Genomic DNA, 21,549 nt, shown 5'->3' on the forward strand with positions numbered 1-21,549 from the left:
GGGCACTTCACAACTACGAATGCGGCGCAGGGCAGTTTCGCCCGAGGCTCTCCCCCACTTCCACCGGAAATGAGGGGCTGTGGATATGTGCATAATTGCGGGCTGAAAAAGATCAATGGAATCAACGTTTTTCTTGTTCGCACGCAAGCTTCGGAACAGCTTCATGGAGCCGTCATCGCGGTTTCCTTATAATCGCCACGGTCGGTTCCGCCTCTTACATGCGGGTGGGCGCCGATCCTCCCCGCGACCTCGGGGAATGTGGGAAAGGCCGGCAGGATTTGTCCTGATTTGAACCGGAGAATTTCGATGAGCATCAGATCCAACGACACTGCGATCGACGAGATCGTGGCGAGCTGCAACGGTGACCTGCGCGGTGCCGTGCGCGCGCTGCTCCTCATCAACGAGCACCTCGAGACCGAGCTTGCGAAGGCTTATGCCGCAGTGGCCGATCGCGGCCTCGCCGAGCGCGGCGGGAGCGCCCTGCATTAACGTGCAGACGGCGACCTAGTCCGAGCTGTCCTCGTCCTTGTCCTCGTCGGGTGCGACCGGCGGACAGGCGCGGATCGTCGAACGGGCAAGCTTGGCATCGGCCATGGATTTGTAGGGGCCGTCGCCGAACCAGATGTCGCCGATGATGACCGGATTGCTGGTCACGATGTTGCATTTGCCGGTGGCGCGGTTGCCGACCACCCAGAACAATCCGTCGGCGAGGCTCATCGTCCCCGACGCGAGCAGCAAGCTACCCGCAAAGATCAAACGCTTCATGGCTTTGCTCCTGCGATGCAGGTAGGCCTGCGGCCGTGCGGGCAATAGCCCTCAAAACGCCGCGCTTGCCATCGTGGTTAATCGAGGGGCGCCGCATTCGCTCAAGAACGGATCGAGTTTTGGGCTAGATGTCGCGGCCTTCGACCTTCTCGGTCAGCGCCTTGACCTGGTCGGGGATCTTCTCGAGATGCGGATTGACGGCGAGCGCCTTGCGATAGGCCTCGAGCGCACGCTTCTCGTCGCCGACCTCCTGCATGATCATGCCGAGCCCTGCGAGCGCGCCGAAATGGCGGGGCTCGCGGATCAGCACCTCGCGGATGTCGGCGAGCGAGCGGCCGTAATCGTTCTGCATGTAATAGAGCGTGGCGCGCCGGTTCCAGGCCTCGATGTAATCGGGCCGGAGCTTGATCACCGAATCCAGCAGCTTGATCGCGATCTCGATCTTCTGCGCGTCGACCGCGGTCTTGGCCCGCTGCATCAACAGCGCCGCGGTGTCGCTCGGCGTCTGCAGCCAGATCGCCCAGATCCGCGCCTCGACATGCTTGGCGCTGGCCTCGTCGGGCGCCGCCTTCAGCGCGCCGAACAGGAAATCGAGATTCTTGCTGCGGTCGACCTTGGGCAGCTTGGACGGCGCTTCCGGGAGCTTCTTCTGCTTGCCTTGCGGGGACGGCGGCTCAATCTGCTGGGCCAGGGCCGGAGCAAGGCCGGCGGTCCCCAGCACGAGGGCCAGACACAAAGTGCGTGCGAAACGGAATCTCACTGCCATGGTCAAAGTCTAAACGCGCAAAGCCGCCCTTGCAAAGCAAAGGCGGCGTCAAACTCGTGTGAGACCGTGGTCTTTAGGGGCGCGCGAAGGCGACCGCGAGGGCAAGCTCAGCCCTGGCGAGCCTTGAAGCGGCGCTGCACCTTGTTGATCACATAGACCCGGCCCTTACGGCGGACCAGGCGGTTGGCGCGATGGCGACCGCGCAGCGACTTCAACGAGTTACGGACCTTCATGGCAGAATCCTGAACGTTCGAAAGGCCGTGTTCGGCACTACCGTTTCGGCACGCGCGAATGTGGCAAAATGAGATCTTTCCCGCTGGCGGACCGACCGCCCGGGACGGGGCGGTTCTTAAGGCATGGCAGCAGGTCATGTCAATGTTAACTGCCCGGTTCCACCCCAGCAAAATCTCGAAAACAACCCCATGCACAGTAGAAACGGCCGGATCGGCCCGATCTGCGCGTACGCGGCCGCTCACAGCAAAGACTTTGACGGGCAGCGGTTTTGCCGCCGGCGGCGCTTGCCAAATTCGTTATATCATATAATCAATTTGGCAACACGTCGGGAGGACACCCATGCCGAAGCTGAAGCTGCCTGATATCGACAAAGTCGTCGCCATCGACATCCACACCCACGCCGAGGAGCCCTGCGGCTGTCATCCCGACGACGGCTATGACGACTTCCAGGCGCAGATGGCCGAGTATTTCAAGTCGCCGAACAAGCATCCGCCGACGGTGCCGGAGACCGCGGCCTACTACCGCTCCAAGAATATCGCCGCCGTGATCTTCCCCGTCGATGCCGAGCGCGAGACCGGCTTCCGCCGCTACAACAATTACGAGATGATCGAGGCCGCCTCCGACCATCTCGACGTTCTCATCCCCTTCGTCTCGATCGACCCGCACAAGGGCAAGCTGGGCGCGCGCGAAGCACGCAAGCTGATCGAGGAATACGGCGTGCGCGGCTTCAAATTCCATCCGACCATGCAGGGCTTCTACGCCAATGACCGCATGGCCTATCCGCTCTACGAAGAGATCAACAATGGCGGCGCGATCGCGCTGTTCCACACCGGCCAGACCGGCGTCGGCTCGGGCATGCCGGGCGGCATGGGCATGCGGCTGAAATATTCCAACCCGATGTACATGGACGACGTCGCGGCCGACTTCCCCGACCTCAAGATCATCCTCGCCCATCCCTCCTTCCCCTGGCAGGAAGAGGCGCTCTCGGTCGCGACCCACAAGCCCAACGTCTACATCGACCTCTCCGGCTGGTCGCCGAAATACTTCCCGCCGATCCTGGTGCGCTACATCAACTCGATCCTGCAGGACAAGATGCTGTTCGGCTCGGACTGGCCGGTGATCACGCCCGACCGCTGGCTGTCGGACTTCGCCAAGATCGAGATCCGCGACGAGATCCGGCCGAAGGTGCTCAAGGCCAACGCGCGCAAGCTGCTGGGGATCTAGAGAGCGACGGGCTTGGGTTGAATCGAGCCGCCGCGGGCTCGGTGCACCTCTCCCGCTTGCGGGAGAGGTCGGCGCATCCCGGGCGATGCGAAGCATCGTCCCGCGCGCCGGGGGAGGGCTTTCTCCTCTTGGGGACTCTCGATTGCGGAGATACCCTCTCCCCGACCCTCCCCCGCAAGCGGGGGCGGGAGCACACCTCCGATCAAGCCCTCAGACCTGCGCGAGGCCGCCGTCGACGAAGACCTCGCCGCCGGTCATGAAGCTGCTGTCCGAGGATGCCAGGAACGCGGCCACGGCTCCCGTCTCCGAGGGATCGCCCACGCGTCCGATGGGCGTGGCGCTTCCGAGCGCGTCGAACGCTTCCTCGCCGACCACCTCGAGTGCCAGCTCCGTCTTGGTCGGTCCCGGCGACAGCACGTTGACGCGGATGCCGCTGCCGCGCAGATCGAGCGCCCAGCTCCGCGCCAGATTACGGATCGCAGCCTTGGTCGCGCTGTAGATGCTGAACTGCGGCGTCCCCATCACGCCCGTGCTCGAGCCGGTGAGGATGATCGACGAGCCCCTGGTCATCAGCGGCAGGGCCTTCTGCACCGTGAACACCAACCCCTTCACATTGACGTCGAAGATCTGGTCGTAGTGCTCGGGCGTGATCTCGCCGAGCGGCGCAAACGCTCCGGTCCCGGCATTGGCAAAGAGAACGTCGATCGTGCCTCGTTCGGCCTTGACCGCCGCATACAGCCGATCGAGGTCGGACATGTCAGTCACCGAGCCTTTGACGGCCCGCGCCGAGGATCCCAGCTGCGCGACGGCGGCGTCGAGCGGCTCCTGCCGGCGCCCGAAGAGATAGACGAACGCGCCTTCGTCGATGAACCGTTTCGCCGCGCCGAGTCCGATGCCGGTTCCGCCGCCCGTCACCACCGCCGTCCTGCCTTGTAGTCTGCTCATGATGTGCTCCTTCACTGAGGTTGCACTGAGCTGGCGGCCTACCCACCTATCGACAAGTATGCACCTTTTGGTAAGTGCCCTAAAAATGTCAAACCCGATCTCTTCACCGAAGCGGACCTCGTCCTCCGTCCAGAGCTGCACGCCGAATTTGCCCGGCTTCACCTGCGGCCTCGACGCGACCTTGCGGGTCGTGTCCGGCAAGTGGAAGCCGCTGATCCTGTACTTCCTCGCCCAGGGCGGGCCGACGCGCTACGGCGAGCTTCGACGATCCGTGCGCGATGTCAGCGACAAGGTGCTGATACAGCAGCTGAAGGAGCTCGAGGCCGATGGCCTCGTGAAGCGGACCGACTACAAGGAGGTGCCGCCGCGGGTGGACTATGGCCTCACCACGCTGGGCCACAGCCTGGCTGAAGCGCTGGTGCCGCTCTGCACCTGGGGCACCGAGCACATGGCCGAGGTCAGCGAGGTCTTCGCCGAGCGAGCGACCTGGACGCGTCGAGGACGTCAGCCGACAGTCTAAAGCGCGATGAGACCTGGGTGAATCGTCATCGCGCTTGCTTTGGCGCGAGCGCTGTTCACTCGTTGCGCGGGCGGCCGGCGGCCCCACGGCCATTCTCGCCGGCGACGCGATGGCTCAAAGGACGCTTCGGTTCGTTTCGCGAGAAGGAACCGCATTAACCCATGTTCGTTAGGTAGCATGGTCAACAGCCCTGATGCCGGTGAAAAGCTGCTTGCCCGGGCCACCGCCGCGATTGCGGAGGCTAAGCGGCTGAGCGGTCAAAACGCGGCGATGCGGATCGACCTGCAACGCGAGTTGACACGGATGAGAACCCGGGCGGTGTTTCATCCAAGCAGCCGGAAGCTCTATTCGCCACTGGACTTTCTCGAGCAGAAGCGGCAATGCCCCCCGCAATAAGGGCGATCTATTTCCGCGCGAACGATCAAGCGCGTCGCCCTTGTCAGGGCCGCGCTCATTTTGGCTTTCTGGCGGTTCAGGCGAGCCTCTTCTGTCACCATCAGGCATTCGCGGATGGCCCGGTCGGCTCGTCGGATTAACGGGTCGTCGTGCATCTTCATGGTGTCACACATCGTTCCAACGGAGCAGAGTGTGGTTCCCGGCACACTGGCCCCTCTGCTATCTGGGCAACCGCTGGCGCAAGGCAAAGCCATCCAGATCGGCAAAAGTGGTTCGCGCCGCCCGATCACGGACTATGCCGCCAGCTGTCCGCATGGCCAGGCTCCTGATCAGACCCAGCTGTTTCTCATCCGGAACACCTTTGCCGTGGGTTGAAAGGATACCCACGAGAGCGCCAGAGTGGGTGATGAGCGGGGTTGATTGCACGGCTTTAAACCCGGCGCGCTCGGCGATGTCCCGAAAAGGCAGAAATCGCGGGTCTGCCGTGACGTCATCGAGAACGACGGGCTGCCGATTGAAAAGTGCACGACCGCAGGCACACCCATCCCGGATCGTTACACGACGAAAGCAGTCGAGAAACTCTTTCGTAAAGCCCTGCTCAGCCACGATCTCCAGGTGGCCCGTCTTCCAGTCAATCAGCTGAATGTTGCCCAACTCCTGGCCGGTGATAACCAAAGCCTCGCTCAGAGCCGATTGGAGGAGCGGCAATTCCGAAACCGCGTGCATCATGACGACGCCTTTCGCGCCGAACTAGCCGGACGCTGTTACATTGAGCCGAAGTCTTGAGAGAGAGAGACATTCTCCTCGAGAGAGGCGCGAGACACCAAAATTGCCTCGCGAGTTTCCCTCACAATCTCGCGCGCCTCGAGAATCGCCCTGTCAGCAGAGCACAAGAGCGTCTCGGACGAAGAAGGAGGCGGACCGGCTCTCCCAGCCTTTCTGACCAGAATAGCGGTCGTCGCGTCGGTGACATGATGGACCACGGCAACGATCGAGCCATCGTCATCGATGACCGGCCAGTTCCTGGGGTGCCAATAGCGGACTTGCCAAGGGCGCCCTTCGGGCTGGATATCATATCTTTGAAGGGGCATCACCTGGCCGCGCTTTTCGTGAAGGACTTTGCCAAACGACTCGGCCAGATTGGCGACGCCGTCGGCACGCGCAAGGTGCGGATTGTCAGGGAAGGCGTCGAACATATTCAGACCGGCAAGCGTATCTCGCGAGCGAGAGACGCCGCCGAGATAGGCATCGTTGCCATCGACAATCTTCAGATCCGGCGTGAGCAGAAGGATTGGTATCGGGCAATGCTCGAATAGCCGATGCCACGCATCTTGTGCGCCGGCCATCAAGGCTTTCGGCGAGCGGAAGGTCGGTTGCACGATCGTCATTGTCGAACCGTTTTCTGAGATGCCCCCTTGGTTTCAATTCTAGCTGAAACCGGCTTTTTAAGCCATCGAAGGCTGCGCCGTAGATTTACGGCTCTCGCCTGCCAGGGAACCACTCGATCGACTGGCTGAACTCGCAGTTCACCGGCCAGAGAGTTCAATGACTGCCGCACAACTGGAGAATTAGCTTTGCGATGATGGCGCGCTCGAAGGGCTTTTCAAAAGGTATCGACTGCCAAAGCCTTCCAATCGTTGCGCCAACCACCGGTGGGACGGGATGCCCATTGCGAGTCACACAAGCCGCCGCTCACGCTTGCAGTGGCGGACTTTCGCCATGCTCTGGTAAGCTGGCGACGATGCACACTCCCTAAACGGAGTTTCTTGCGACCACAACGGCCCGGAAGGACAACCCATGAGCATCAAAGCCGTCGTCTTCGACGCCTACGGAACGCTCTACGACATCCAGTCGGTCGCCGAAATCACCGAGGATGCGTTTCCGGGCTATGGCGAGATCATCACGCAGGTCTGGCGCATCAAGCAGCTCGAATACACCTGGCTGCGCTCGCTGATGCGGCGCTACCAGGATTTCACGGCCGTCACGCGCGACTCGCTGGCCTATACGCTGCGCATGCTCGGGCTCGCTTATGACAACGCCGCATTCGAGCGCGTGATCGAGAAGTACCTGCATCTCGATCTCTATCCGGACGCAACGAGCGCGCTCGCGGCCCTGAAGCCGCGCAAGCTCGCGATCCTCTCCAACGGCAGTCCGGACATGCTGGGCGCGCTGGTGCGCAACACCGCCCTCGACCGCCTGCTCGACGCCACCATCAGCGTCGATGCGAAGAAGGTCTTCAAGCCGGCGCCGCAAGCCTATGAGCTGATCGGCGAAACATTCGGCACCGCGCCGAACGAGGTTCTGTTCGTCTCGTCCAATCCCTGGGATGCGGCAGGCGCCAAATCGTTCGGCCTGACCGTCGCCTGGATCGAGCGGGTGACGCCGGAAGCCATGGCGCTGGCTTGCGTCGAGAACGAACTCGTGGCACCGCTGACCATGTTCAGGGCGATCCGTACCCAGATGGACGAGCTTGGCTTTGCGCCGGACCACCGCGTCCGTTCGTTGTCCGAGCTGCCTGATATCGTCTCGGGATAACCCGGGGATCATCAAGGGATGACCCCGGGGATCGCCGCCCGCCCGTGAGACCTGAATGAGCCTGGAATCCGTACGCGCCTTCTTCGCCGAGAAAGCCCCCGACATCTCCGTCATGGAATCCCCGATCAGCTCGGCCACGGTGCCGCTGGCCGCCGAAGCCTATGGCGTCGAGCCCGGCCGGATCGCCAAGACGCTGTCCTTGCGGATCGGCGAGCGCGTGATCCTGATCGTCGCCGCCGGCACCTCGCGCATGGACAACAAGAAGGTGAAGGCGCAGTTCGGCGGCAAGCCGAAGATGCTGGGGCTGGAAGAGGTCGCCGAGATCACCGGCCACGAGGTCGGCGGCGTCTGTCCGTTCGGACTGAAATCGCCGCTGCCGGTCTATTGCGACATGTCGCTGAAGGCATTCGATGTCGTGGTGCCGGCCGCGGGCTCGACCCACAGCGCCGTGCGCATCACGCCCGACCGCATGGCCGAGCTGACCGCGGCCGAATGGGTCGACGTCTGCGAGCACAGGCCCTAAGGCGCGGCCGCGCCGGAGCGAAACGGCTATTGCGCGCCGACAATTGCCGGCCGCGCGGGCTGCAGCAATGTCGGCCGCGCCGGCTGCGCACTGCGCGCGAGATACATCCCGAGACGGCGGACCATATAGATCGCGACCAATGCGATGATGATTCCGGCGACGATGTCGGCGAAGAAGTGTCCGCCGCCGACCGGCGTTGCGGCCAGCATGACGCTATTCCACGCGAGCCCGAAGACTCTCAGCCAACGCACCGGCCACATGGCCCAGCTGTAGAGCACCGCACAGATGGCATGGAAGCTCGGGAAGGTCAGGATCGGGCCGAGGTTGAACGCATCGAGAACCCTGGTGGCGCCGTCGCGCACGAGCGGAAGCTCGTGCAGGGTCGCGTAATAGCAGATCGGCTCGATATTCGGATGGTCCGCCTGCACGAGCCCGACGGCTCCATAAGCGCCGATGGCCGGAACGAGAGTGGAAATGATCGTCGCAGCGATCAGCGTCATGGCAAAGGCCAGCACGAACTCCGCTGCCCGGCGATGAAAGCCGAGCAAGGGAAGAAGGATGATGAGACCGAGCAATTGCCTGTGAAGGGAATCGTAGGTGAACACGAACGCACGGAGCACCCACGACCGATCGTTCGCGAAGCTGACATAGGCCCTGAAGTCGAACCCGAGCATGCGGTCCGCTGCAAGCAGCCCGGCTTCCTGCATCGGGAGATTGGCGGCAGCCCCCATGTAGCCGATCGACGTCAGCAGCAGCAGCAGCAGCACGATCTGCGCAAGCATGAAGAGGATGGCAAAGATCCGCGGATTTCTCGACCCGGATCGCACGTTGCGAAATCCAAAATAGCCGTAGAGGCCGGCCATGCCCAGAAAGAAGAGATAGCCGCTGGGCCGGATGCGAAAATCCGTCAGCAGAAGCCCGAGCGCAAAGACGGCCAGGACGACCGCGACAATGATCCAGTTCAAACGGAACAACCGTAACGAAACGGCCGTGTCATCCACAGCGTTCGCAATTCCGTCAGCCAGTTCCGAACGATCCCACCCAAGACTGTTGTTGATTGGCATTCCGGCATTCCAGCATTTCCGGGTGCCTTCTTGCCAATACAACCATTAATAAACATACAACAGGTGCGTGTGTGGATGCATACAAACAATTAGAACGAATCTTCGTCAAAGCGATTTCACAGCTGTGACGATCAGTGCGAACCACCACCTCGTCGCGCGGCTTCGCCTGTTCGCAGCACGCAGGTTCGGCAGGATTGGTTTCAAGCGCCATCAGCGCGGTTCCACGCGACAAGCGCTGTCACAAGCGCCGCAAACATCGCACGCGCCGTCACTTCGGCACCATTGAGGAGTGCACGCTAGTCGTCCTGGTCATAAGGGCGCGGGGACGATGGCGCAGCGGCGGGCGGCGGCGCAGAATTGTAGCGCGGGGATGGCGCGGCGCGATTGCGTGGCGCCTGCTGCTGCGGCGGCGCCTGATTGTTGGACTGGAACACCGCCCGGCATCCGCTCGAGAGCTGCGGCGTGTTCTGTTGCAGACAGGCGACGATGCGGTTCACATCCGGGATCTGGTCGCTGCACAGGCGCCACACATCCGGTGTGCAGGCCATCTGCTGCTCCATGGTTCCGCGATAGTCGTCGGCGAACGCTGCGCCTTGGGCGACGACACCACCGATCGTGAGCGCCACACCCAGCGCTATCCGCTCTGCTCGCATGACAAATCCTTCCCGATTCCCTCGAATTCTCATCAATCAATGAGGCGGGGACGGGTTCTGGACCAACAACAAAAAGTGAGCGCGGCAGGAACCCCGGAGACCTCGTCGCTGGCGCCATCGTCCGTGGCACACCCGCAAGGGCCGGCGCAAACCGGCATCTTGCGGGCGGAGGTCCGGTGGGACCTCACGGCCGCGACGTCGTTCAAGGCGTCATGGGAGGGCGCGTTCGCGCCGGGATATGACCGGCACAATTTGCGGGGCCTGGTCCGCAGCGAATTCCAGAGCGCCCCTACTCCACCCTGCCGATCTTCTTCACCGCCGCGATCAGCCGCGCGCTGTCCGTCGCAACGAAGGCGGAGAAGGCCGGCGCGTCCTGATAGGCGACGAGGCTGCCCGATGTCTCGAACGCCTTGAGGACCTCGGGGCTCGACATCACCTGCGCCATCGCCTCGCGCAGGCGGGTCGCGATCGGCGCGGGCAGAGAGCTCTGCGCAAACAGCCCCGCCCAGATGTACATCTCGACGTCCTTGTAGCCGAGCTCCTGGAAGGTCGGCACGTCGGGGAAGCTGGCGATGCGCTGCGCGCCGCAATTGCCGAGCACGCGCAGCTTGCCGTCGTCGACCTGCGGCTTCAGCGTGCCCGGCGCGGCCGCGATCGCCTGCACGGTGCCGCTGAGCAGCGCGGTGAGCGCGGGACCCGCGCCACGAAACGGCACGTGCATGAGCTTGATGCCGGCGCTGTTGGTGAACATCTCCATCGCCACATGCAGCGTGCCATAGGGACCGGACGAGCCGTAGGTGATCTGGCCCGGCCGCTTCCTCGCGTCCTCGACGAATTCCTGCGCGGTCTTCCAGGGGGCGGACGCCGGCACCGCGAGCAGCGTGGGATCGGCCAGCACGCGCGCGATCGGCATGAATTGCGCGACCTCGTAGGCGACAGGCCGGTCGAACAGCCGGTCGGCCTCCGGGAGCACCGCGAGCGAGGACAACGTCATCAGCAGCGTATAGCCGTCGGGCTCGGCGCGCGCGGCGGCGGCATTGCCGACCGATCCGCCGCCGCCGCCGGCGCGGTTGTCGACGATCACGGGCTTGCCGAGGACCCGCTCCAGCGCCATCGCCACCGGGCGCGCGGCAAGATCGGCCTGGCCGCCGGCCGGGAACGGCACGATCATGGTGATGTTGCGCGAGGGGTAAAGAGCTTGAGCAAAGGTTGATTGAGAGCAAGCTGCCTGTGCCAGCGGCAGCACGGCAGCGGCCTTCAGGAGTTCGCGGCGGTTCATTGGTTGGTACCTCCCCGATTGTTTTCGTTGTTGGGAGGCAGCCTAACCGAAATGGATTGTGTTGCGATAGCCGTGCGCTTGCACCCTCCCCGGAGGGGGCCTGGAGAGGGGTGTCGACCGGTGGGCCGGATCTCCTCAACTACTGCGACTGCAACAAGGTAGGCAGGCTCTTGTCGAGGACGTTGCCGAGCAGTTGCCGCGTCGACACGCGCATCACTGGATTGTTGGCGGCTTCCGGCGGTTCTGGCCACTGCGCCCAATCGATACGCAGCGTCGGCGGCCCGGTCATAAAGTTGCTTCCGCTGATCGAGCCTTCGCCGCTCTTCAGAATATCGAAGCTTTGCCCGTCGTGAACGTAGATCCGTATTACCGCGTAGATGTCGGCCATGTTGTACAACGGGCTGCCCTTCATGACACCGATGCCGAAGAATCCACCCTGGCGTATTCCCTTGATCACGACGACATAGCGTTTGCATCCGGCCTGACCGGCAACTTGTCGGACGACGGCGCCGGCCCTGTCGCTGCGAACGAACATGCCAAGCCCGGGATCGTAGGAACTGAATGCGGATTTATCGGCGGCGATCCTGCGTACGACAAAACCGGAGCCGACCGCGGCTCTCACACGCTCGACAACGAGGTCATCGAGCCCGAAGCCGTCGACCGGAACCTCCTTGTTCTCGTTGCCGAACACGGTCGCGCCGATCTTCTTCACAATAAAGCGATCGCCCAGCAGCGATATCACGCCGACGCACGGTCCTGCAGCTTGCGGCGTGGACCGCGAAGCAGGTGCCGGCTTGGAAGGCGCGTTCTTTGCCGGCTTGGCAACCGTCGCCGGCTGGGTGGTTTGCGCCTGCGCGGGACCGGCCAGGCACAGTGCGAACAGGACGAGGAAAACAAGGCGAAGCATCATGCATGCGGTCGATCGGGTTGTTGAGAAACACAAAGCAGGAAACAAACGCGGCGCGAATTTAGGCAACAAAGTTTATGACCGCAACGCGACGGCGCCTAGCGTTTCTTGGCGCTGGCAACTGCTTGGTTAAGAACGGCAATGCCGCAGCGGCGCGCAAGAGATCGCGTCGGTCCATGATGGTGCCTCCCCTGATTTTCTTTGTTTGTCCGGCCAGCCTAGCGCGGCGGCCGGCGAGAACAAGACGTTTACCGGACATTAACCATGCCCGGCCCGCCCGGGAACGCATCGATGGACCCGCTGTTGCCCTTCCAGGGAGTGAGTGATGAACAACGTTCGGACCATCGACGTCGCCCTGGACGAGATGCTGGTCAATCTCGCCGCGATCGTGCTGCGGCTGTCGAAGCCGGACGTGACGCGAACACCCGAGGCGCGGCGCGCCCTGGCGCAATCGGTCCATCAATACGCCGTCTGCGCGGCACGCTCGACCGACCCGCGTGTCCACGAATTGAGTTCGCAGCTCGAGGGAACGCTGAAGCCGAACCTGCGCATCGTCGCCATCAACGGCGTGAAGGTGTCGTAGGTCAGGCCGAAAAGCGAGATGCCGTAGGGTGGGCAAAGCGAAGCGTGCCCACGATCACTCTCCGAAGTGCCCAGCAACATCCCGCATGTCCCCTCCCCAATCCGCGGGAAGCACGCCCTGGTCGACGTAGCGATGAAAACTACTGAGAGACCAATCGCGCACCCGGCTGACGAGGCCGTGCTTCACGGGGTTGAAATGAATGTAGTCAACGTGCCGCTCCAGATCCGCATCGTCGCGAATTGCGTGCTCCCAATAACGGCGCTGCCAGATCCCCTTCTCGCGCTTCTTCAATTTGCTTATTGAAGGCGGCCCAGCCTCCAAGCCGCGCGAAAATCCGCTTTTGATCAGATTCCACCGCGATGAAAAATCCACGTCGTGGTCCGGAAGCGACCAAATGGCATGGAGATGGTCGGGCAGGATACAGATCGCGACCGTCTCGAACGGGCGGCGTTGCTGGATGGTCCGGTAAATTCGCCTCAGGCGATCAACGTGATCGACGAGTAGAGTGCTTGAACGGTCGGCGAGTACGGCCGTGAAGAAGAACGTGCTGCCTTGCGCTCGGCGATATCGAGACACTTGCGATTCCATCAGGCGAAGACGTGGGCACGCTTCGCTTTGCCCACCCTACGGCAGCTTGCTCGGGCGATAGACTAGCGAGATCTCGTAGGGTGGGCAAAGGCGCAAAGCGCCGTGCCCACGAAGGTATCTAGCCGGTCTTGCCAACCTTTTTCGGCCGCCGCTTGCAGGTGCCGGGCAGCTTCGCCGCGAGGAAATCGCCGAGCGCTTCGACGCGCGCGGGGCGCGGGCCGCCGGGCGGGGTGACCAGATGCACGGCGCCTTCGGCCTGCTTCCAGTCCTTCAGGATCACTTCGACTTCTCCAGAGGAGATGGCTTCGCCGACGATGAATTCGGGCAGCTCGGCGATGCCGAGGCCTGCGATCAGCGAGGGCATCACGGCCTCGCCGTTGTTGACGCGAAGCAGTCCGCCCGGACGCACGCTGGCCTGCTCGCCGGCCGAATTGGTGTAGTGCCAGACGTTCGGCGTGGAGAGATAGGCGTAAGCGAAGCATTTGTGTTCGGCGAGATGCATCGGATGCGTCGGCCGGCCGTGCTTCTTCAGATAGGATGGTGCCGCCACGGTGAAGCGCGGCATTGTGAACAGCCGCCGCGCGATCAGCGAGGAGTCCGGCAGCCGCGCGATGCGCACCGCCATGTCGAAACCTTCGCCGATGAGATCGACCGTCGCATCGCTCAGATGCAGATCGACCGAGACTTCCGGATAGGCCTCGAAGAACTCCGGCAGCAGCGGCGCCACGGCCTTGATCCCGAACGTCATGGGCACGGCGAGCCGCACCAGGCCGCGCGGCGCCACCGACTGCGCCAGCGCCTCGTTCTCCGCCGCCTCGCCGTCAGCGAGCAGACGTGTCGCGCGGTCGGCGAGCTTGTGGCCGGCATCGGTCAGCGCGAGCCGGCGCGAGGTACGGTTGAACAGGCGCGCCCCGAGCCGCTCCTCCAGCCGGGTCACAGCCTTCGACACCGTCGCCTTGGACATCGTCAGCTCGCTCGCGGCCCCCGCAAACGACCGTAATTCCACGACTTTTGCGAAAATCGCGAGCGCCTCGAAATCCGGGAGTTTTGCCATGGGAGCCGTCCAATCGGGATAATTAGGGAAACAATGCGTTTCAACAGTTTCTATTTCTATACCACAGGCGGAGGCTTATCCAAGGGGTCATCAGGAATTCAGCAACGGAGAAATCCAATGACCAAGACGCTCTCAGGCAAGGTTGCCCTCGTCACCGGCGGTTCGCGCGGCATCGGCGCGGCCTCGGCCCGCGCACTGGCCGATGAAGGCGCCGACGTCGCCATCAGCTATGTGGCTTCGCCCGACAAGGCGGAAGCCGTTGTCACTGAACTGAAGGCCAGGGGCGTCAAGGCCCGCGCCTTCAAGGCCGACCAGGCCTCGGCGAAGGATGTGACGCAGCTCGTGAATGACGTGGCGAAGGAATTCGGCCGCCTCGACATCCTCGTCAACAATGCCGGCGTTGCCGCGGGCGGCGCGATCGACGATGCCAAGGCCGACACCGATGCGCTGGCCCGCCAGGATCAGGTCAACGTGCATGGCGTGATCGCGGCGATCCGCGCCGCCTCGCAGCTGATGGGCGAAGGCGGCCGCATCGTCACCGTGGGCTCGATGCTCGCCGACCGCGCCTCGTTCCCGGGCCTTGCCGACTACGTTGCCACCAAGGCGGCGGTCGTCGGCTACACCAAGGGCGCGGCACGCGACCTCGGACCGCGCGGCATCACCGTCAACGTGGTGCAGCCCGGCTCGATCAACACCGACATGAATCCGGACGACGACCGCGACTTCGCGGAAGCCCAGCGCAAGCAGCACGCGCTGCAGCGCTTCGGCCGTCCCGAGGAAGTTGCCGCCGGCGTGGTCTTCCTCGCAAGCCCGCAAGCCTCCTTCGTCACCGGCACGGTGCTCAACGTCGACGGCGGGTTCGGCGCCTGAACAAGGCGCCTCCCACTCACACAAGGATAACGCAAATGATCGAACTCAGACCTTTCGACAAGCTCGGCGGCGCCGATCACGGCTGGCTCAAGGCCAAGCATCACTTCTCCTTCGCTGGTCATTATGACCCCAACAACATGGGTCATGGGAGCTTGCGGGTGTGGAACGACGACGAGATCGCGCCGAACAGCGGCTTTCCCGCCCATCCCCACGCCAACATGGAGATCATCACCTATGTGCGCGAGGGCGCGATCACCCATCAGGACAGCCTCGGCAACGAGGGCCGCACTGAAGCGGGCGACGTGCAGGTGATGAGTGCCGGCAGCGGCATCCGCCACTCCGAATACAATCTCGAGCCGACGAAGACGCGCATCTTCCAGATCTGGATCGAGCCGACGCTGCGCGGCGGACAGCCGACCTGGGGCTCGAAGCCGTTCCCGAAGGCGGACCGCTCCGGCAAGCTCGTGACGATCGCGAGCGGCATCGAAGGTGATACCGACGCGCTTCCGATCCGCGCCGATGCGCGGGTGCTCGCCACCACACTGAAGGCCGGCGAGAGCGCGGAGTACGCGCCGCAGACGTCGCGGCATCTCTACCTGGTGCCTGCTGCCGGTTCCGTCGAGGTCAACGGCGTGCGCGTCAACGCCCGCGACGGCGCCGCAATCCGCGACGAGGCCCGGCTGACAATCACCGCGCTCGAGGACACCGAGCTCGTCCTCGTCGACGCGGCGTAACAACACAACAACTCGTCATGCCCGGCCTTGAGCCGGGCATCCATCCCCTCCGCAACAAGCTTTTCGAAGAGCGATGGGTTGCCGGGTCAAGCCCGGCAACGACAGCTGGCAACCGAACCAATCAAACCTATCCCAACGGAGACCACCATGACCAAAGTTCTCGTCCTCTATTATTCCGCCTATGGCCACATCGAGGCGATGGCCAACGCCGTCGCCGAGGGCGCGCGCGAGGCCGGCGTCACTGTCGACATCAAGCGCGTGCCCGAGCTGGTGCCGGCCGAGGTCGCAAAGGCCTCGTACTACAAGGTCGACCAGGCAGCTCCCATCGCCAAGATCGAAGACCTCGCCAATTACGACGCGATCATCGTCGGCACCGGCACCCGCTTCGGCCGCATGGCCTCGCAGATGGCGAACTTCCTGGATCAGGCCGGCGGGCTCTGGGCCAAGGGCGCACTGCACGGCAAGGTCGGTGGCGCCTTCACGGCGACCGCGACCCAGCATGGCGGCCAGGAGACGACGCTGTTCTCGATCATCACCAACCTCCTGCATTTCGGCATGGTCGTCGTCGGAATGAACTACGGCTTCGCCGGCCAGATGAAGCTCGACGAGGTCACGGGCGGCGCGCCCTACGGTGCCACCACGATCACCGGCGGTGACGGCAGCCGCCAGCCCAGCGCCAACGAGCTCGCCGGCGCACGCTACCAGGGCCGGCAGATCGCGGAGACCGCCAAAAAGCTGCATGGCTGATGCGACGCGGGCGGCATTCTCTCCGGGGAATGCCGCCCCATCTGCATGGTCAGGATATCGACCAGAAGACCCGGATGGCATTCGAACTCTTGTTGATCGCACAGATGATCCGCAAGCCCGCACAGGCGCTGGCGCGGCGATGGTATTGCCGCAGCCTGTTCCGCGCCTCGCGCGGCCGGTTTCGCTGCGCCGGTTGCGCGGGATCGTGAGATGCGACGACGCGCTTCAGACCTGCGTGATGTCGGCGTGAGGTGGAACTGACTCGGTCGGCCCGAGCACCGGCGCTGTCGAGAGCCACCAGCCCTCACCGGCAAACCAGCACGTCTCGTCCGGCGCGCCCTCCCTGCGCAGCGACTGCACGCTGTCCCATTTTCCGGCAAACGCCTCGGCCAGCCGCCGGGCTGCATCTGCATCCTGCAATCCCGCGCAACCGATGAACTGGGCGCGGCCCAGGAATTTGGCCGGCCAGAACGCGCCCTGATCCGGACGCGTGATCATCAACATGCCACCAAGCATGCCTTCCGGCGCCAGCGGAAACACCAGCCGCCCGCCGGGCCGCAGCGCCTCAAGCCATTCCGTTGCCGGCTGGGCGGTGCCCGCGCAGACATAGATCACGTCCGCAGCAGGCAGGTCGGACGCGATGCCGGAGCGTTCGCGCACATCGACATGAGCCAGATCCTTCAGATTGTCGCGCGCAAGTCCCGCCAGACGTTCGTCGATCTCGTAGGCGTGGACGTAGCCGCGAGGTCCGACGAGATGCGCGAGAATCGCGGTGTAGTAGCCACTGCCGGCGCCGATCTGGATCGCCGTCTCGCCCTCCCGCACGCCGCAGCCGCCGAGCCAGTAGGCGTGCGCGCCGGGCATTCCGATATTGAGGCCTCGCGACGGATCCAGCGCCAGAAGCGTGTTCTGATAGAGGAAGGCCGGATCATCGTCGGGCGTCACGGCATAGGGATGGCCGCCGAGGCCGATCGACCACGGCCCGGGTCCGGCGAAGGGCTCGCGCCTGACGGTCCGGAAGGCCTGCTCGATGCGGGGATCCGTCGTCCTGGCCGCAGCGCAGATCAACTGCGCATAGAACGCGCGATATTTTGCCGAACGATCTTCCATGTCGCCTCCGGGGGCGGAAGCGAGGCTAGCACAACGCTCGCGAGAACCGGAAGCAGGGTGCGGTCCGTGTCAATGCGATGACTTGCCGGCGGCACGGACCGCCGCCGAACGCCGCTCGGCCTTCCTCCCGACGAGATCGCGTCCGATCGGCCGCGCGGGTTCGCTCCGCAGCACCAGCGAGGTCGTCACGGTGCCGAAGCCCGCAATGCGATCCACGATCGTCTCGATATCTTCCGGCGCGGGCACCAGCACCTTGAGCACGAAGCAGTCATCGCCGGTGACGCGATGGACTTCGATGATGTGAGGAATCTCGCTGAACCGCTTCAGGCAGGTCTTGATGTGCTCGTGCGAGGTGCGCAGGCGCACCAGCGCCATCAGGCCGAGCCCGAGCGCGCGCGGGTTGATCCTCGCGCCATAGCCTTCGATGATGCCGGCCTCCTCGAGCCGCTTGACGCGTTCGGAGATCGCCGGCTGGGACAGTCCGACGGCGCGGCCGAGCTCGGACAGCGGCACGCGCGCATTGACCTGCAGCGCCTCGATGATCTTCAGATCCTTGGCGTCGATGCTCCCGAAACGATCCAAGACCATTCTCCCTTCCGCCTTGAGATCATCGGCCGATGATCGATTCTACCGATGACTTGCCATGTGATGCACGACCGTCATCGGCCACACTGTGACGTCATCTCAGATATCACGGGACGTTCATGCACGACATCATCACATTGCCCGGACTCGGCGGCTCCGGAGACGCTCATTGGCAGACGCTGTGGGAGCGCACTGAGCCGCGCTTCACGCGATTTCAGCCGGCGAGCTGGGACCGGCCCGACCTCGACGACTGGCAGCGCGCCCTCGAGCGCGCGGTCGCGCGCTGCGCCAGGCCGCCGATCCTGGTTGCCCACAGCCTAGCCTGCCTGCTGGTGGCGCACTGGGCTGCGCGCTCCACATCCGCGATTGCCGGTGCCTTCCTCGTCGCTGTGCCCGATCCGGATGGCGACAATTTTCCCGCGGAAGCCATGGCGTTCAAGCCGGTGCCGGACCGCGCATTGCGCTTTGCATCGCTGATCATCGCCAGCACGAATGATCCCTATGGCACGCTCGACGTCACGCAGCGACAGGCGCGCGACTGGCGGTCCGGCCTGATCGTGGCGGGTGCATTCGGCCATATCAATGCCGCGAGCGGGCTCGGTGACTGGCCGCAGGGACGCGCATTGCTGGACGCTTTTCGCGCGGGCCTTGCGAGGTGACGACGAAACAAGGGGCGTTGGTCAGCGCGCGCCCTTGCCCAGCGCCCGCGCCGCGACGGCGGCGAGCCGGGGATGGCGGCGCAGGCCCTGCGCGGCGTGGTCGCGCCATGCGAAAGGAGCGCCGCGCCACGACAGCGCGACGCTGACGTCGGTCAACGGCACCTGCTCGGCGCCGAGTCGGCGCTTGTAGTCCTGGTTGCCGATGCTGAGATCGAAGCGGCGCACGCCCTCGGCATGCAGCGCCGCCATGGTGCGCTCGGTGACGAGCAGCCCGGGCGAGCAGCTCGACCACGCATCGCCGGCGTGGCTGATGCGCAGGAGGAAATAGGTCGCCCCGAACCTGACCCCCAGCGTGGTGGCGACGACGGCCTCGTCGCACACCAGCGCCGACACGACGGCATAACCGTTCGCGACGCCCTGGCGGGCGACCTCGCGATAGAAGCGCGCGTGGGTCTCGTCGTTGAGGATGAAACGCGAGCCGAGCTTTTGCATGCGCGCCTGCTGCTGGACGTCCATCACGTCGAGCAGCTCGCCCGCGCGTGCGACATCCGTCGCGATCTCGAACCGTGCGCCTTCATTCCGGCTGAACACCCGCCAGCAGCGCGGCATCTGCATGCGCTTGATCGAGGTTTGATAGGCTTCATAGTCGTCGCCCATCAGCACGAGATTGCCGTTGACCGAGCAGGAGCCTGTACGGCCAAGCGAGACCAGCGGGTTCGGCTTGCCCTCGACCTGAGCCGGCATCTTCTTCAGCCGCAGCAGGTCGAAGCCGTCAGGCAAAGCGCGCAGGGCATCGACCAGCGCAGCGCCGATCGCGCGCGCATCGGCAACATCCAGCGTGGCATCGCACGCCAGGATCGGCGCGTTGTTGTCGGAGACGCCGAGATCGGCGAACTCGACGATGCGGATGCCGCGCCTGACATGGCTGATCATCGGCACGAGCGCGATGTCCCTGCCGGTCGCAGCATCCGAGATCACCGCGATCAGCGGCGTAAATTCGCTGAACGCCCCGTACCAGGCGCCGAGCCAGTAACCATGCTGGAAAGCGGTGCGATGGCCCGTGTTCAGGCGCGCGGCAGCCTGCCGCCAGTCACGCAGGAAATCGACCGCGATTCCCGTCGTGCTGGACACAAGACCATCTGGCTGCTCGACGCTGAGAAACGTCATCCCCGGGACATACGATTACTGAGTGTTTCCAGATAGATTATGTTTTGTCGCAGACCACAAGCGACGTCGCGGCTTATCGTTAAGCCAGTGCCACCATCGCGCGCCGTGGCTGCGACAAGCTGTCAACGCGGGGGTTCCGCCTGCTCTGTGCATTGGAACCTGGCGAGGAAATGCAGGCCCGCCACCGCGAGGGCGAACATGAACCAGATCGGATTCTGCCGATCGAGCAGGAATGTCTCGGTCGCGCCATAGTACAGGCCGAACAGCCAGACAGTCAGGAACAGCTTTGTCAGCGCATTGCTGCGATTGTGGGCCTGGGCGGACTGGAAATTGCCGAGCGGCGCCAGCACGAAGACCAGGACCACCAGCGCCAGCCCCGGCAGGCCGATGGTGACAGCGAGATCGAGATAGCTGTTGTGGCTGTGCGCGGCCGACGTCGCCCATTCGGAGCCCTGCGCGGTCTGCCGCGCCGAGACATCGTCCCAGAACGCCGCGTAGCCGTGACCGATGACGGGCTTCTCGGCGACGGCCGCGAGCGCAAACTCCCAGATCGCGGAACGGCCGGTGAAGGTGGGATCGAGCGGAAGCAGCCGCGTCATGGCGCCCAGCGAGGGGCTGAGCACGCTGCCGACCGTCAGCAGGTTCATCGCGATCAACGGCACGAAGCAGATGAGCCGCTTCAGCCACAGGCTGCGCGTGACATAGACCAGCGATGCCAGCGCGTAGATCGCAAGGCACAGCACCGACGAGGTCTTGCCGCCGGTGAAGACCAGGAAGATGCCGGCGAGAACTGCGATCACGGGTCCCATCACGATGGACCCGACGGCCGACAGGTAAATGCCGACATAGACCAGGATGGTCATGACGGGCGAGGCGACGTTCTTGTGGCCGAAGCTGCCGCGCCAGTCGCCGGCGAGCTGCGGCTCGGTGACGTCGAGCGCGGTGTGGATCGAATATTGCGGGGCGAGGACGACGCCGAGATAGCACAGCGCGAGCAGCACGAGCGCGGCGGCGCCGAGACACAGATTGAAGCTGCGCTGCGTCGGCGGCAGCAGCGGCAGCAGGACGGCGAGAGACGTCACGCTGGCCGCGAGCACGAAACGCTGGATCGAAACGCCGCGGCTCTCGGAGAAGACGATGTTGATCAACAGCCAGCCGACGAGGCACAGATGCAGCGGCGTCACCAGGCTCTTCAGCGCGGGTGCATCCGTGGTGGCGACGAGCAGCACCGCGACCGCGGCCAAAAGACCCCATGAGACATAGGTCAACGCCATTCGTCCGGCGACCACGGTCGTCGCGGCCTCGCTGCGCAGGTCGGGGAAGGGATCGAGCGTCACCAGGACGAGAATGAGGGCTGCGGTCGCGACGAGACAGCGCGCCGCCCGCACGGCATTCAGCCCGGCAAGACCGCCGTGCAAGATGTGGCCGAGCGACGGGGTCTCGACGTCGGTGGTGTCAGCGGCGCTGCGATCCATGGCTCGATCGAGATAGTGAAGCCGGCGGAAGCCTCACGTCCTACCTCATCGCCGTTAACCGTTCGTCAACCAGCGCGCAGGCTCTGCACGTGCACGCTCTGTCGCGCCTTCCATATTTCCTGCAGGCTCGATGTCGGCCGCTTAAGGTTATTTGGCGAAAGCAGCA

29 protein-coding genes are annotated in these 21,549 nt (G+C 64.1%); 12 read left to right on the forward strand and 17 right to left on the reverse strand.

Annotated elements, in window-relative coordinates; genetic code table 11:
* The first annotated feature begins 306 nt into the window (after positions 1-306).
* Positions 307-489, forward strand: a complete 183-nt coding sequence (locus JQ617_RS30415) for a hypothetical protein (RefSeq protein ID WP_063687148.1) — start codon at positions 307-309, stop codon at positions 487-489.
* 15 nt (positions 490-504) lie between these two features.
* Here JQ617_RS30415 and JQ617_RS30420 read toward each other — a convergent pair whose 3' ends face one another.
* From JQ617_RS30420 to ykgO, 3 genes are all read right to left on the reverse strand, one after another.
* Positions 505-765, reverse strand: coding sequence for a hypothetical protein (locus tag JQ617_RS30420; protein ID WP_212029536.1), 261 nt, complete (start codon positions 763-765; stop codon positions 505-507).
* Between the two features lie 124 nt (positions 766-889).
* On the reverse strand, positions 890-1,531 hold the full coding sequence (locus tag JQ617_RS30425) for a tetratricopeptide repeat protein (RefSeq protein ID WP_063687144.1): 642 nt from the start codon (positions 1,529-1,531) through the stop codon (positions 890-892).
* A 107-nt stretch (positions 1,532-1,638) separates the two neighbouring features.
* Positions 1,639-1,764, reverse strand: a complete 126-nt coding sequence (gene ykgO, locus JQ617_RS30430) for a type B 50S ribosomal protein L36 (RefSeq protein ID WP_006611362.1) — start codon at positions 1,762-1,764, stop codon at positions 1,639-1,641.
* Between the two features lie 340 nt (positions 1,765-2,104).
* Here ykgO and JQ617_RS30435 point away from each other — a divergent pair, with 340 nt between their 5' ends.
* Positions 2,105-2,989 carry an amidohydrolase family protein gene (locus JQ617_RS30435; RefSeq protein WP_212029537.1) on the forward strand — a complete coding sequence of 295 codons (885 nt, stop codon included), beginning with the start codon at positions 2,105-2,107 and terminating at the stop codon, positions 2,987-2,989.
* 210 nt (positions 2,990-3,199) lie between these two features.
* On the opposite strand, the gene JQ617_RS30440 is transcribed toward JQ617_RS30435, so the two are convergent.
* Complete coding sequence (locus JQ617_RS30440; protein WP_212029538.1) at positions 3,200-3,934, reverse strand: SDR family NAD(P)-dependent oxidoreductase; 735 nt, start codon at positions 3,932-3,934, stop codon at positions 3,200-3,202.
* Positions 3,935-4,019: 85 nt separating this feature from the next.
* Here JQ617_RS30440 and JQ617_RS30445 point away from each other — a divergent pair, with 85 nt between their 5' ends.
* Both JQ617_RS30445 and JQ617_RS30450 read left to right on the forward strand, forming a co-directional pair.
* Positions 4,020-4,454 carry a winged helix-turn-helix transcriptional regulator gene (locus JQ617_RS30445; RefSeq protein ID WP_249157693.1) on the forward strand — a complete coding sequence of 145 codons (435 nt, stop codon included), beginning with the start codon at positions 4,020-4,022 and terminating at the stop codon, positions 4,452-4,454.
* A gap of 177 nt (positions 4,455-4,631) precedes the next feature.
* Entirely contained in the window at positions 4,632-4,850 is a 219-nt protein-coding gene (locus tag JQ617_RS30450) for a hypothetical protein (protein ID WP_212029539.1), read from the forward strand.
* 219 nt (positions 4,851-5,069) lie between these two features.
* Here JQ617_RS30450 and JQ617_RS30455 read toward each other — a convergent pair whose 3' ends face one another.
* Together JQ617_RS30455 and JQ617_RS30460 are read right to left on the reverse strand one after the other, a co-directional pair.
* Positions 5,070-5,579 carry a GAF domain-containing protein gene (locus JQ617_RS30455; protein ID WP_212029540.1) on the reverse strand — a complete coding sequence of 170 codons (510 nt, stop codon included), beginning with the start codon at positions 5,577-5,579 and terminating at the stop codon, positions 5,070-5,072.
* A 35-nt stretch (positions 5,580-5,614) separates the two neighbouring features.
* On the reverse strand, positions 5,615-6,238 hold the full coding sequence (locus JQ617_RS30460) for a PAS domain-containing protein (protein WP_212029541.1): 624 nt from the start codon (positions 6,236-6,238) through the stop codon (positions 5,615-5,617).
* Between the two features lie 409 nt (positions 6,239-6,647).
* On the opposite strand from JQ617_RS30460, the gene JQ617_RS30465 reads away from it, so the two are divergent.
* Together JQ617_RS30465 and JQ617_RS30470 are read left to right on the forward strand one after the other, a co-directional pair.
* A complete protein-coding gene (locus JQ617_RS30465; RefSeq protein WP_212029542.1) occupies positions 6,648-7,385 on the forward strand; it encodes a haloacid dehalogenase type II in 738 nt (245 codons plus the stop codon).
* Positions 7,386-7,440: 55 nt separating this feature from the next.
* Complete coding sequence (locus tag JQ617_RS30470) at positions 7,441-7,908, forward strand: YbaK/EbsC family protein (protein WP_063687131.1); 468 nt, start codon at positions 7,441-7,443, stop codon at positions 7,906-7,908.
* A 26-nt stretch (positions 7,909-7,934) separates the two neighbouring features.
* Here JQ617_RS30470 and JQ617_RS30475 read toward each other — a convergent pair whose 3' ends face one another.
* The 5 genes from JQ617_RS30475 to JQ617_RS30495 form a co-directional block, all read right to left on the reverse strand.
* Entirely contained in the window at positions 7,935-8,873 is a 939-nt protein-coding gene (locus tag JQ617_RS30475) for a phosphatase PAP2 family protein (RefSeq protein WP_212029543.1), read from the reverse strand.
* 52 nt (positions 8,874-8,925) lie between these two features.
* Positions 8,926-9,183 carry a hypothetical protein gene (locus tag JQ617_RS30480; RefSeq protein WP_212029544.1) on the reverse strand — a complete coding sequence of 86 codons (258 nt, stop codon included), beginning with the start codon at positions 9,181-9,183 and terminating at the stop codon, positions 8,926-8,928.
* Positions 9,184-9,268: 85 nt separating this feature from the next.
* Positions 9,269-9,625, reverse strand: coding sequence for a hypothetical protein (locus JQ617_RS30485; protein WP_212029545.1), 357 nt, complete (start codon positions 9,623-9,625; stop codon positions 9,269-9,271).
* Between the two features lie 289 nt (positions 9,626-9,914).
* Positions 9,915-10,904, reverse strand: a complete 990-nt coding sequence (locus tag JQ617_RS30490) for a tripartite tricarboxylate transporter substrate binding protein (RefSeq protein ID WP_212029546.1) — start codon at positions 10,902-10,904, stop codon at positions 9,915-9,917.
* A gap of 139 nt (positions 10,905-11,043) precedes the next feature.
* Complete coding sequence (locus tag JQ617_RS30495) at positions 11,044-11,814, reverse strand: hypothetical protein (RefSeq protein ID WP_212029547.1); 771 nt, start codon at positions 11,812-11,814, stop codon at positions 11,044-11,046.
* 322 nt (positions 11,815-12,136) lie between these two features.
* Between JQ617_RS30495 and JQ617_RS30500 the strand changes: the two genes are divergently transcribed.
* Complete coding sequence (locus tag JQ617_RS30500) at positions 12,137-12,394, forward strand: hypothetical protein (protein ID WP_212029548.1); 258 nt, start codon at positions 12,137-12,139, stop codon at positions 12,392-12,394.
* Positions 12,395-12,448: 54 nt separating this feature from the next.
* Here the strand turns inward: JQ617_RS30500 and JQ617_RS30505 are convergent, their stop codons facing one another.
* Both JQ617_RS30505 and JQ617_RS30510 read right to left on the reverse strand, forming a co-directional pair.
* Positions 12,449-12,970: an REP-associated tyrosine transposase gene (locus tag JQ617_RS30505; protein ID WP_212029549.1), complete on the reverse strand. Its 522-nt coding sequence runs from the start codon at positions 12,968-12,970 to the stop codon at positions 12,449-12,451.
* A 130-nt stretch (positions 12,971-13,100) separates the two neighbouring features.
* Positions 13,101-14,036, reverse strand: a complete 936-nt coding sequence (locus tag JQ617_RS30510; RefSeq protein WP_212029550.1) for a LysR family transcriptional regulator — start codon at positions 14,034-14,036, stop codon at positions 13,101-13,103.
* A gap of 117 nt (positions 14,037-14,153) precedes the next feature.
* On the opposite strand from JQ617_RS30510, the gene JQ617_RS30515 reads away from it, so the two are divergent.
* The 4 genes from JQ617_RS30515 to JQ617_RS40300 all read left to right on the forward strand — a co-directional run bounded on the left by JQ617_RS30515 (position 14,154) and on the right by JQ617_RS40300 (position 16,596).
* Positions 14,154-14,906: an SDR family NAD(P)-dependent oxidoreductase gene (locus tag JQ617_RS30515; protein WP_212029551.1), complete on the forward strand. Its 753-nt coding sequence runs from the start codon at positions 14,154-14,156 to the stop codon at positions 14,904-14,906.
* Positions 14,907-14,941: 35 nt separating this feature from the next.
* Entirely contained in the window at positions 14,942-15,640 is a 699-nt protein-coding gene (locus tag JQ617_RS30520; RefSeq protein WP_212029552.1) for a pirin family protein, read from the forward strand.
* 147 nt (positions 15,641-15,787) lie between these two features.
* Positions 15,788-16,387, forward strand: a complete 600-nt coding sequence (gene wrbA / locus JQ617_RS30525; protein WP_212029553.1) for an NAD(P)H:quinone oxidoreductase — start codon at positions 15,788-15,790, stop codon at positions 16,385-16,387.
* 74 nt (positions 16,388-16,461) lie between these two features.
* Complete coding sequence (locus JQ617_RS40300; protein ID WP_283842099.1) at positions 16,462-16,596, forward strand: hypothetical protein; 135 nt, start codon at positions 16,462-16,464, stop codon at positions 16,594-16,596.
* 16 nt (positions 16,597-16,612) lie between these two features.
* Here JQ617_RS40300 and JQ617_RS30530 read toward each other — a convergent pair whose 3' ends face one another.
* Positions 16,613-17,497 (reverse strand): protein-L-isoaspartate O-methyltransferase family protein, encoded by an 885-nt coding sequence (locus JQ617_RS30530; protein ID WP_212029554.1) that lies wholly within the window; start codon positions 17,495-17,497, stop codon positions 16,613-16,615.
* Between the two features lie 69 nt (positions 17,498-17,566).
* Positions 17,567-18,079, reverse strand: coding sequence for an Lrp/AsnC family transcriptional regulator (locus tag JQ617_RS30535; protein WP_212029555.1), 513 nt, complete (start codon positions 18,077-18,079; stop codon positions 17,567-17,569).
* Between the two features lie 122 nt (positions 18,080-18,201).
* Between JQ617_RS30535 and JQ617_RS30540 the strand changes: the two genes are divergently transcribed.
* Positions 18,202-18,741 carry an RBBP9/YdeN family alpha/beta hydrolase gene (locus JQ617_RS30540; RefSeq protein WP_212029556.1) on the forward strand — a complete coding sequence of 180 codons (540 nt, stop codon included), beginning with the start codon at positions 18,202-18,204 and terminating at the stop codon, positions 18,739-18,741.
* A 21-nt stretch (positions 18,742-18,762) separates the two neighbouring features.
* On the opposite strand, the gene JQ617_RS30545 is transcribed toward JQ617_RS30540, so the two are convergent.
* Both JQ617_RS30545 and JQ617_RS30550 read right to left on the reverse strand, forming a co-directional pair.
* The gene (locus tag JQ617_RS30545; protein WP_212029557.1) at positions 18,763-19,908 is read right to left on the reverse strand and encodes a GNAT family N-acetyltransferase; all 1,146 of its coding nucleotides are present in this window, start codon (positions 19,906-19,908) and stop codon (positions 18,763-18,765) included.
* A 122-nt stretch (positions 19,909-20,030) separates the two neighbouring features.
* Complete coding sequence (locus JQ617_RS30550; RefSeq protein ID WP_212029558.1) at positions 20,031-21,383, reverse strand: O-antigen ligase family protein; 1,353 nt, start codon at positions 21,381-21,383, stop codon at positions 20,031-20,033.
* Positions 21,384-21,549 lie beyond the last annotated feature (166 nt).

The sequence above is a fragment of the Bradyrhizobium sp. KB893862 SZCCT0404 genome (assembly GCF_018130885.1).
Lineage (GTDB): Bacteria > Pseudomonadota > Alphaproteobacteria > Rhizobiales > Xanthobacteraceae > Bradyrhizobium > Bradyrhizobium stylosanthis.

Bases quoted from the DNA above. Each gene is read 5' to 3' on its own strand.
- JQ617_RS30415 (WP_063687148.1), top strand. From the start codon at position 307: ATGAGCATCAGATCCAACGACACTGCGATCGACGAGATCGTGGCGAGC.
- JQ617_RS30420 (WP_212029536.1), bottom strand. From the start codon at position 765: ATGAAGCGTTTGATCTTTGCGGGTAGCTTGCTGCTCGCGTCGGGGACG.
- JQ617_RS30425 (WP_063687144.1), bottom strand. From the start codon at position 1,531: ATGGCAGTGAGATTCCGTTTCGCACGCACTTTGTGTCTGGCCCTCGTG.
- ykgO (WP_006611362.1), bottom strand. From the start codon at position 1,764: ATGAAGGTCCGTAACTCGTTGAAGTCGCTGCGCGGTCGCCATCGCGCC.
- JQ617_RS30435 (WP_212029537.1), top strand. From the start codon at position 2,105: ATGCCGAAGCTGAAGCTGCCTGATATCGACAAAGTCGTCGCCATCGAC.
- JQ617_RS30440 (WP_212029538.1), bottom strand. From the start codon at position 3,934: ATGAGCAGACTACAAGGCAGGACGGCGGTGGTGACGGGCGGCGGAACC.
- JQ617_RS30445 (WP_249157693.1), top strand. From the start codon at position 4,020: ATGTCAAACCCGATCTCTTCACCGAAGCGGACCTCGTCCTCCGTCCAG.
- JQ617_RS30450 (WP_212029539.1), top strand. From the start codon at position 4,632: ATGGTCAACAGCCCTGATGCCGGTGAAAAGCTGCTTGCCCGGGCCACC.
- JQ617_RS30455 (WP_212029540.1), bottom strand. From the start codon at position 5,579: ATGATGCACGCGGTTTCGGAATTGCCGCTCCTCCAATCGGCTCTGAGC.
- JQ617_RS30460 (WP_212029541.1), bottom strand. From the start codon at position 6,238: ATGACGATCGTGCAACCGACCTTCCGCTCGCCGAAAGCCTTGATGGCC.
- JQ617_RS30465 (WP_212029542.1), top strand. From the start codon at position 6,648: ATGAGCATCAAAGCCGTCGTCTTCGACGCCTACGGAACGCTCTACGAC.
- JQ617_RS30470 (WP_063687131.1), top strand. From the start codon at position 7,441: ATGAGCCTGGAATCCGTACGCGCCTTCTTCGCCGAGAAAGCCCCCGAC.
- JQ617_RS30480 (WP_212029544.1), bottom strand. From the start codon at position 9,183: ATGGCGCTTGAAACCAATCCTGCCGAACCTGCGTGCTGCGAACAGGCG.
- JQ617_RS30485 (WP_212029545.1), bottom strand. From the start codon at position 9,625: ATGCGAGCAGAGCGGATAGCGCTGGGTGTGGCGCTCACGATCGGTGGT.
- JQ617_RS30490 (WP_212029546.1), bottom strand. From the start codon at position 10,904: ATGAACCGCCGCGAACTCCTGAAGGCCGCTGCCGTGCTGCCGCTGGCA.
- JQ617_RS30495 (WP_212029547.1), bottom strand. From the start codon at position 11,814: ATGATGCTTCGCCTTGTTTTCCTCGTCCTGTTCGCACTGTGCCTGGCC.
- JQ617_RS30500 (WP_212029548.1), top strand. From the start codon at position 12,137: ATGAACAACGTTCGGACCATCGACGTCGCCCTGGACGAGATGCTGGTC.
- JQ617_RS30510 (WP_212029550.1), bottom strand. From the start codon at position 14,036: ATGGCAAAACTCCCGGATTTCGAGGCGCTCGCGATTTTCGCAAAAGTC.
- JQ617_RS30515 (WP_212029551.1), top strand. From the start codon at position 14,154: ATGACCAAGACGCTCTCAGGCAAGGTTGCCCTCGTCACCGGCGGTTCG.
- JQ617_RS30520 (WP_212029552.1), top strand. From the start codon at position 14,942: ATGATCGAACTCAGACCTTTCGACAAGCTCGGCGGCGCCGATCACGGC.
- wrbA (WP_212029553.1), top strand. From the start codon at position 15,788: ATGACCAAAGTTCTCGTCCTCTATTATTCCGCCTATGGCCACATCGAG.
- JQ617_RS40300 (WP_283842099.1), top strand. From the start codon at position 16,462: ATGGCATTCGAACTCTTGTTGATCGCACAGATGATCCGCAAGCCCGCA.
- JQ617_RS30530 (WP_212029554.1), bottom strand. From the start codon at position 17,497: ATGGAAGATCGTTCGGCAAAATATCGCGCGTTCTATGCGCAGTTGATC.
- JQ617_RS30540 (WP_212029556.1), top strand. From the start codon at position 18,202: ATGCACGACATCATCACATTGCCCGGACTCGGCGGCTCCGGAGACGCT.
- JQ617_RS30545 (WP_212029557.1), bottom strand. From the start codon at position 19,908: ATGACGTTTCTCAGCGTCGAGCAGCCAGATGGTCTTGTGTCCAGCACG.
- JQ617_RS30550 (WP_212029558.1), bottom strand. From the start codon at position 21,383: ATGGATCGCAGCGCCGCTGACACCACCGACGTCGAGACCCCGTCGCTC.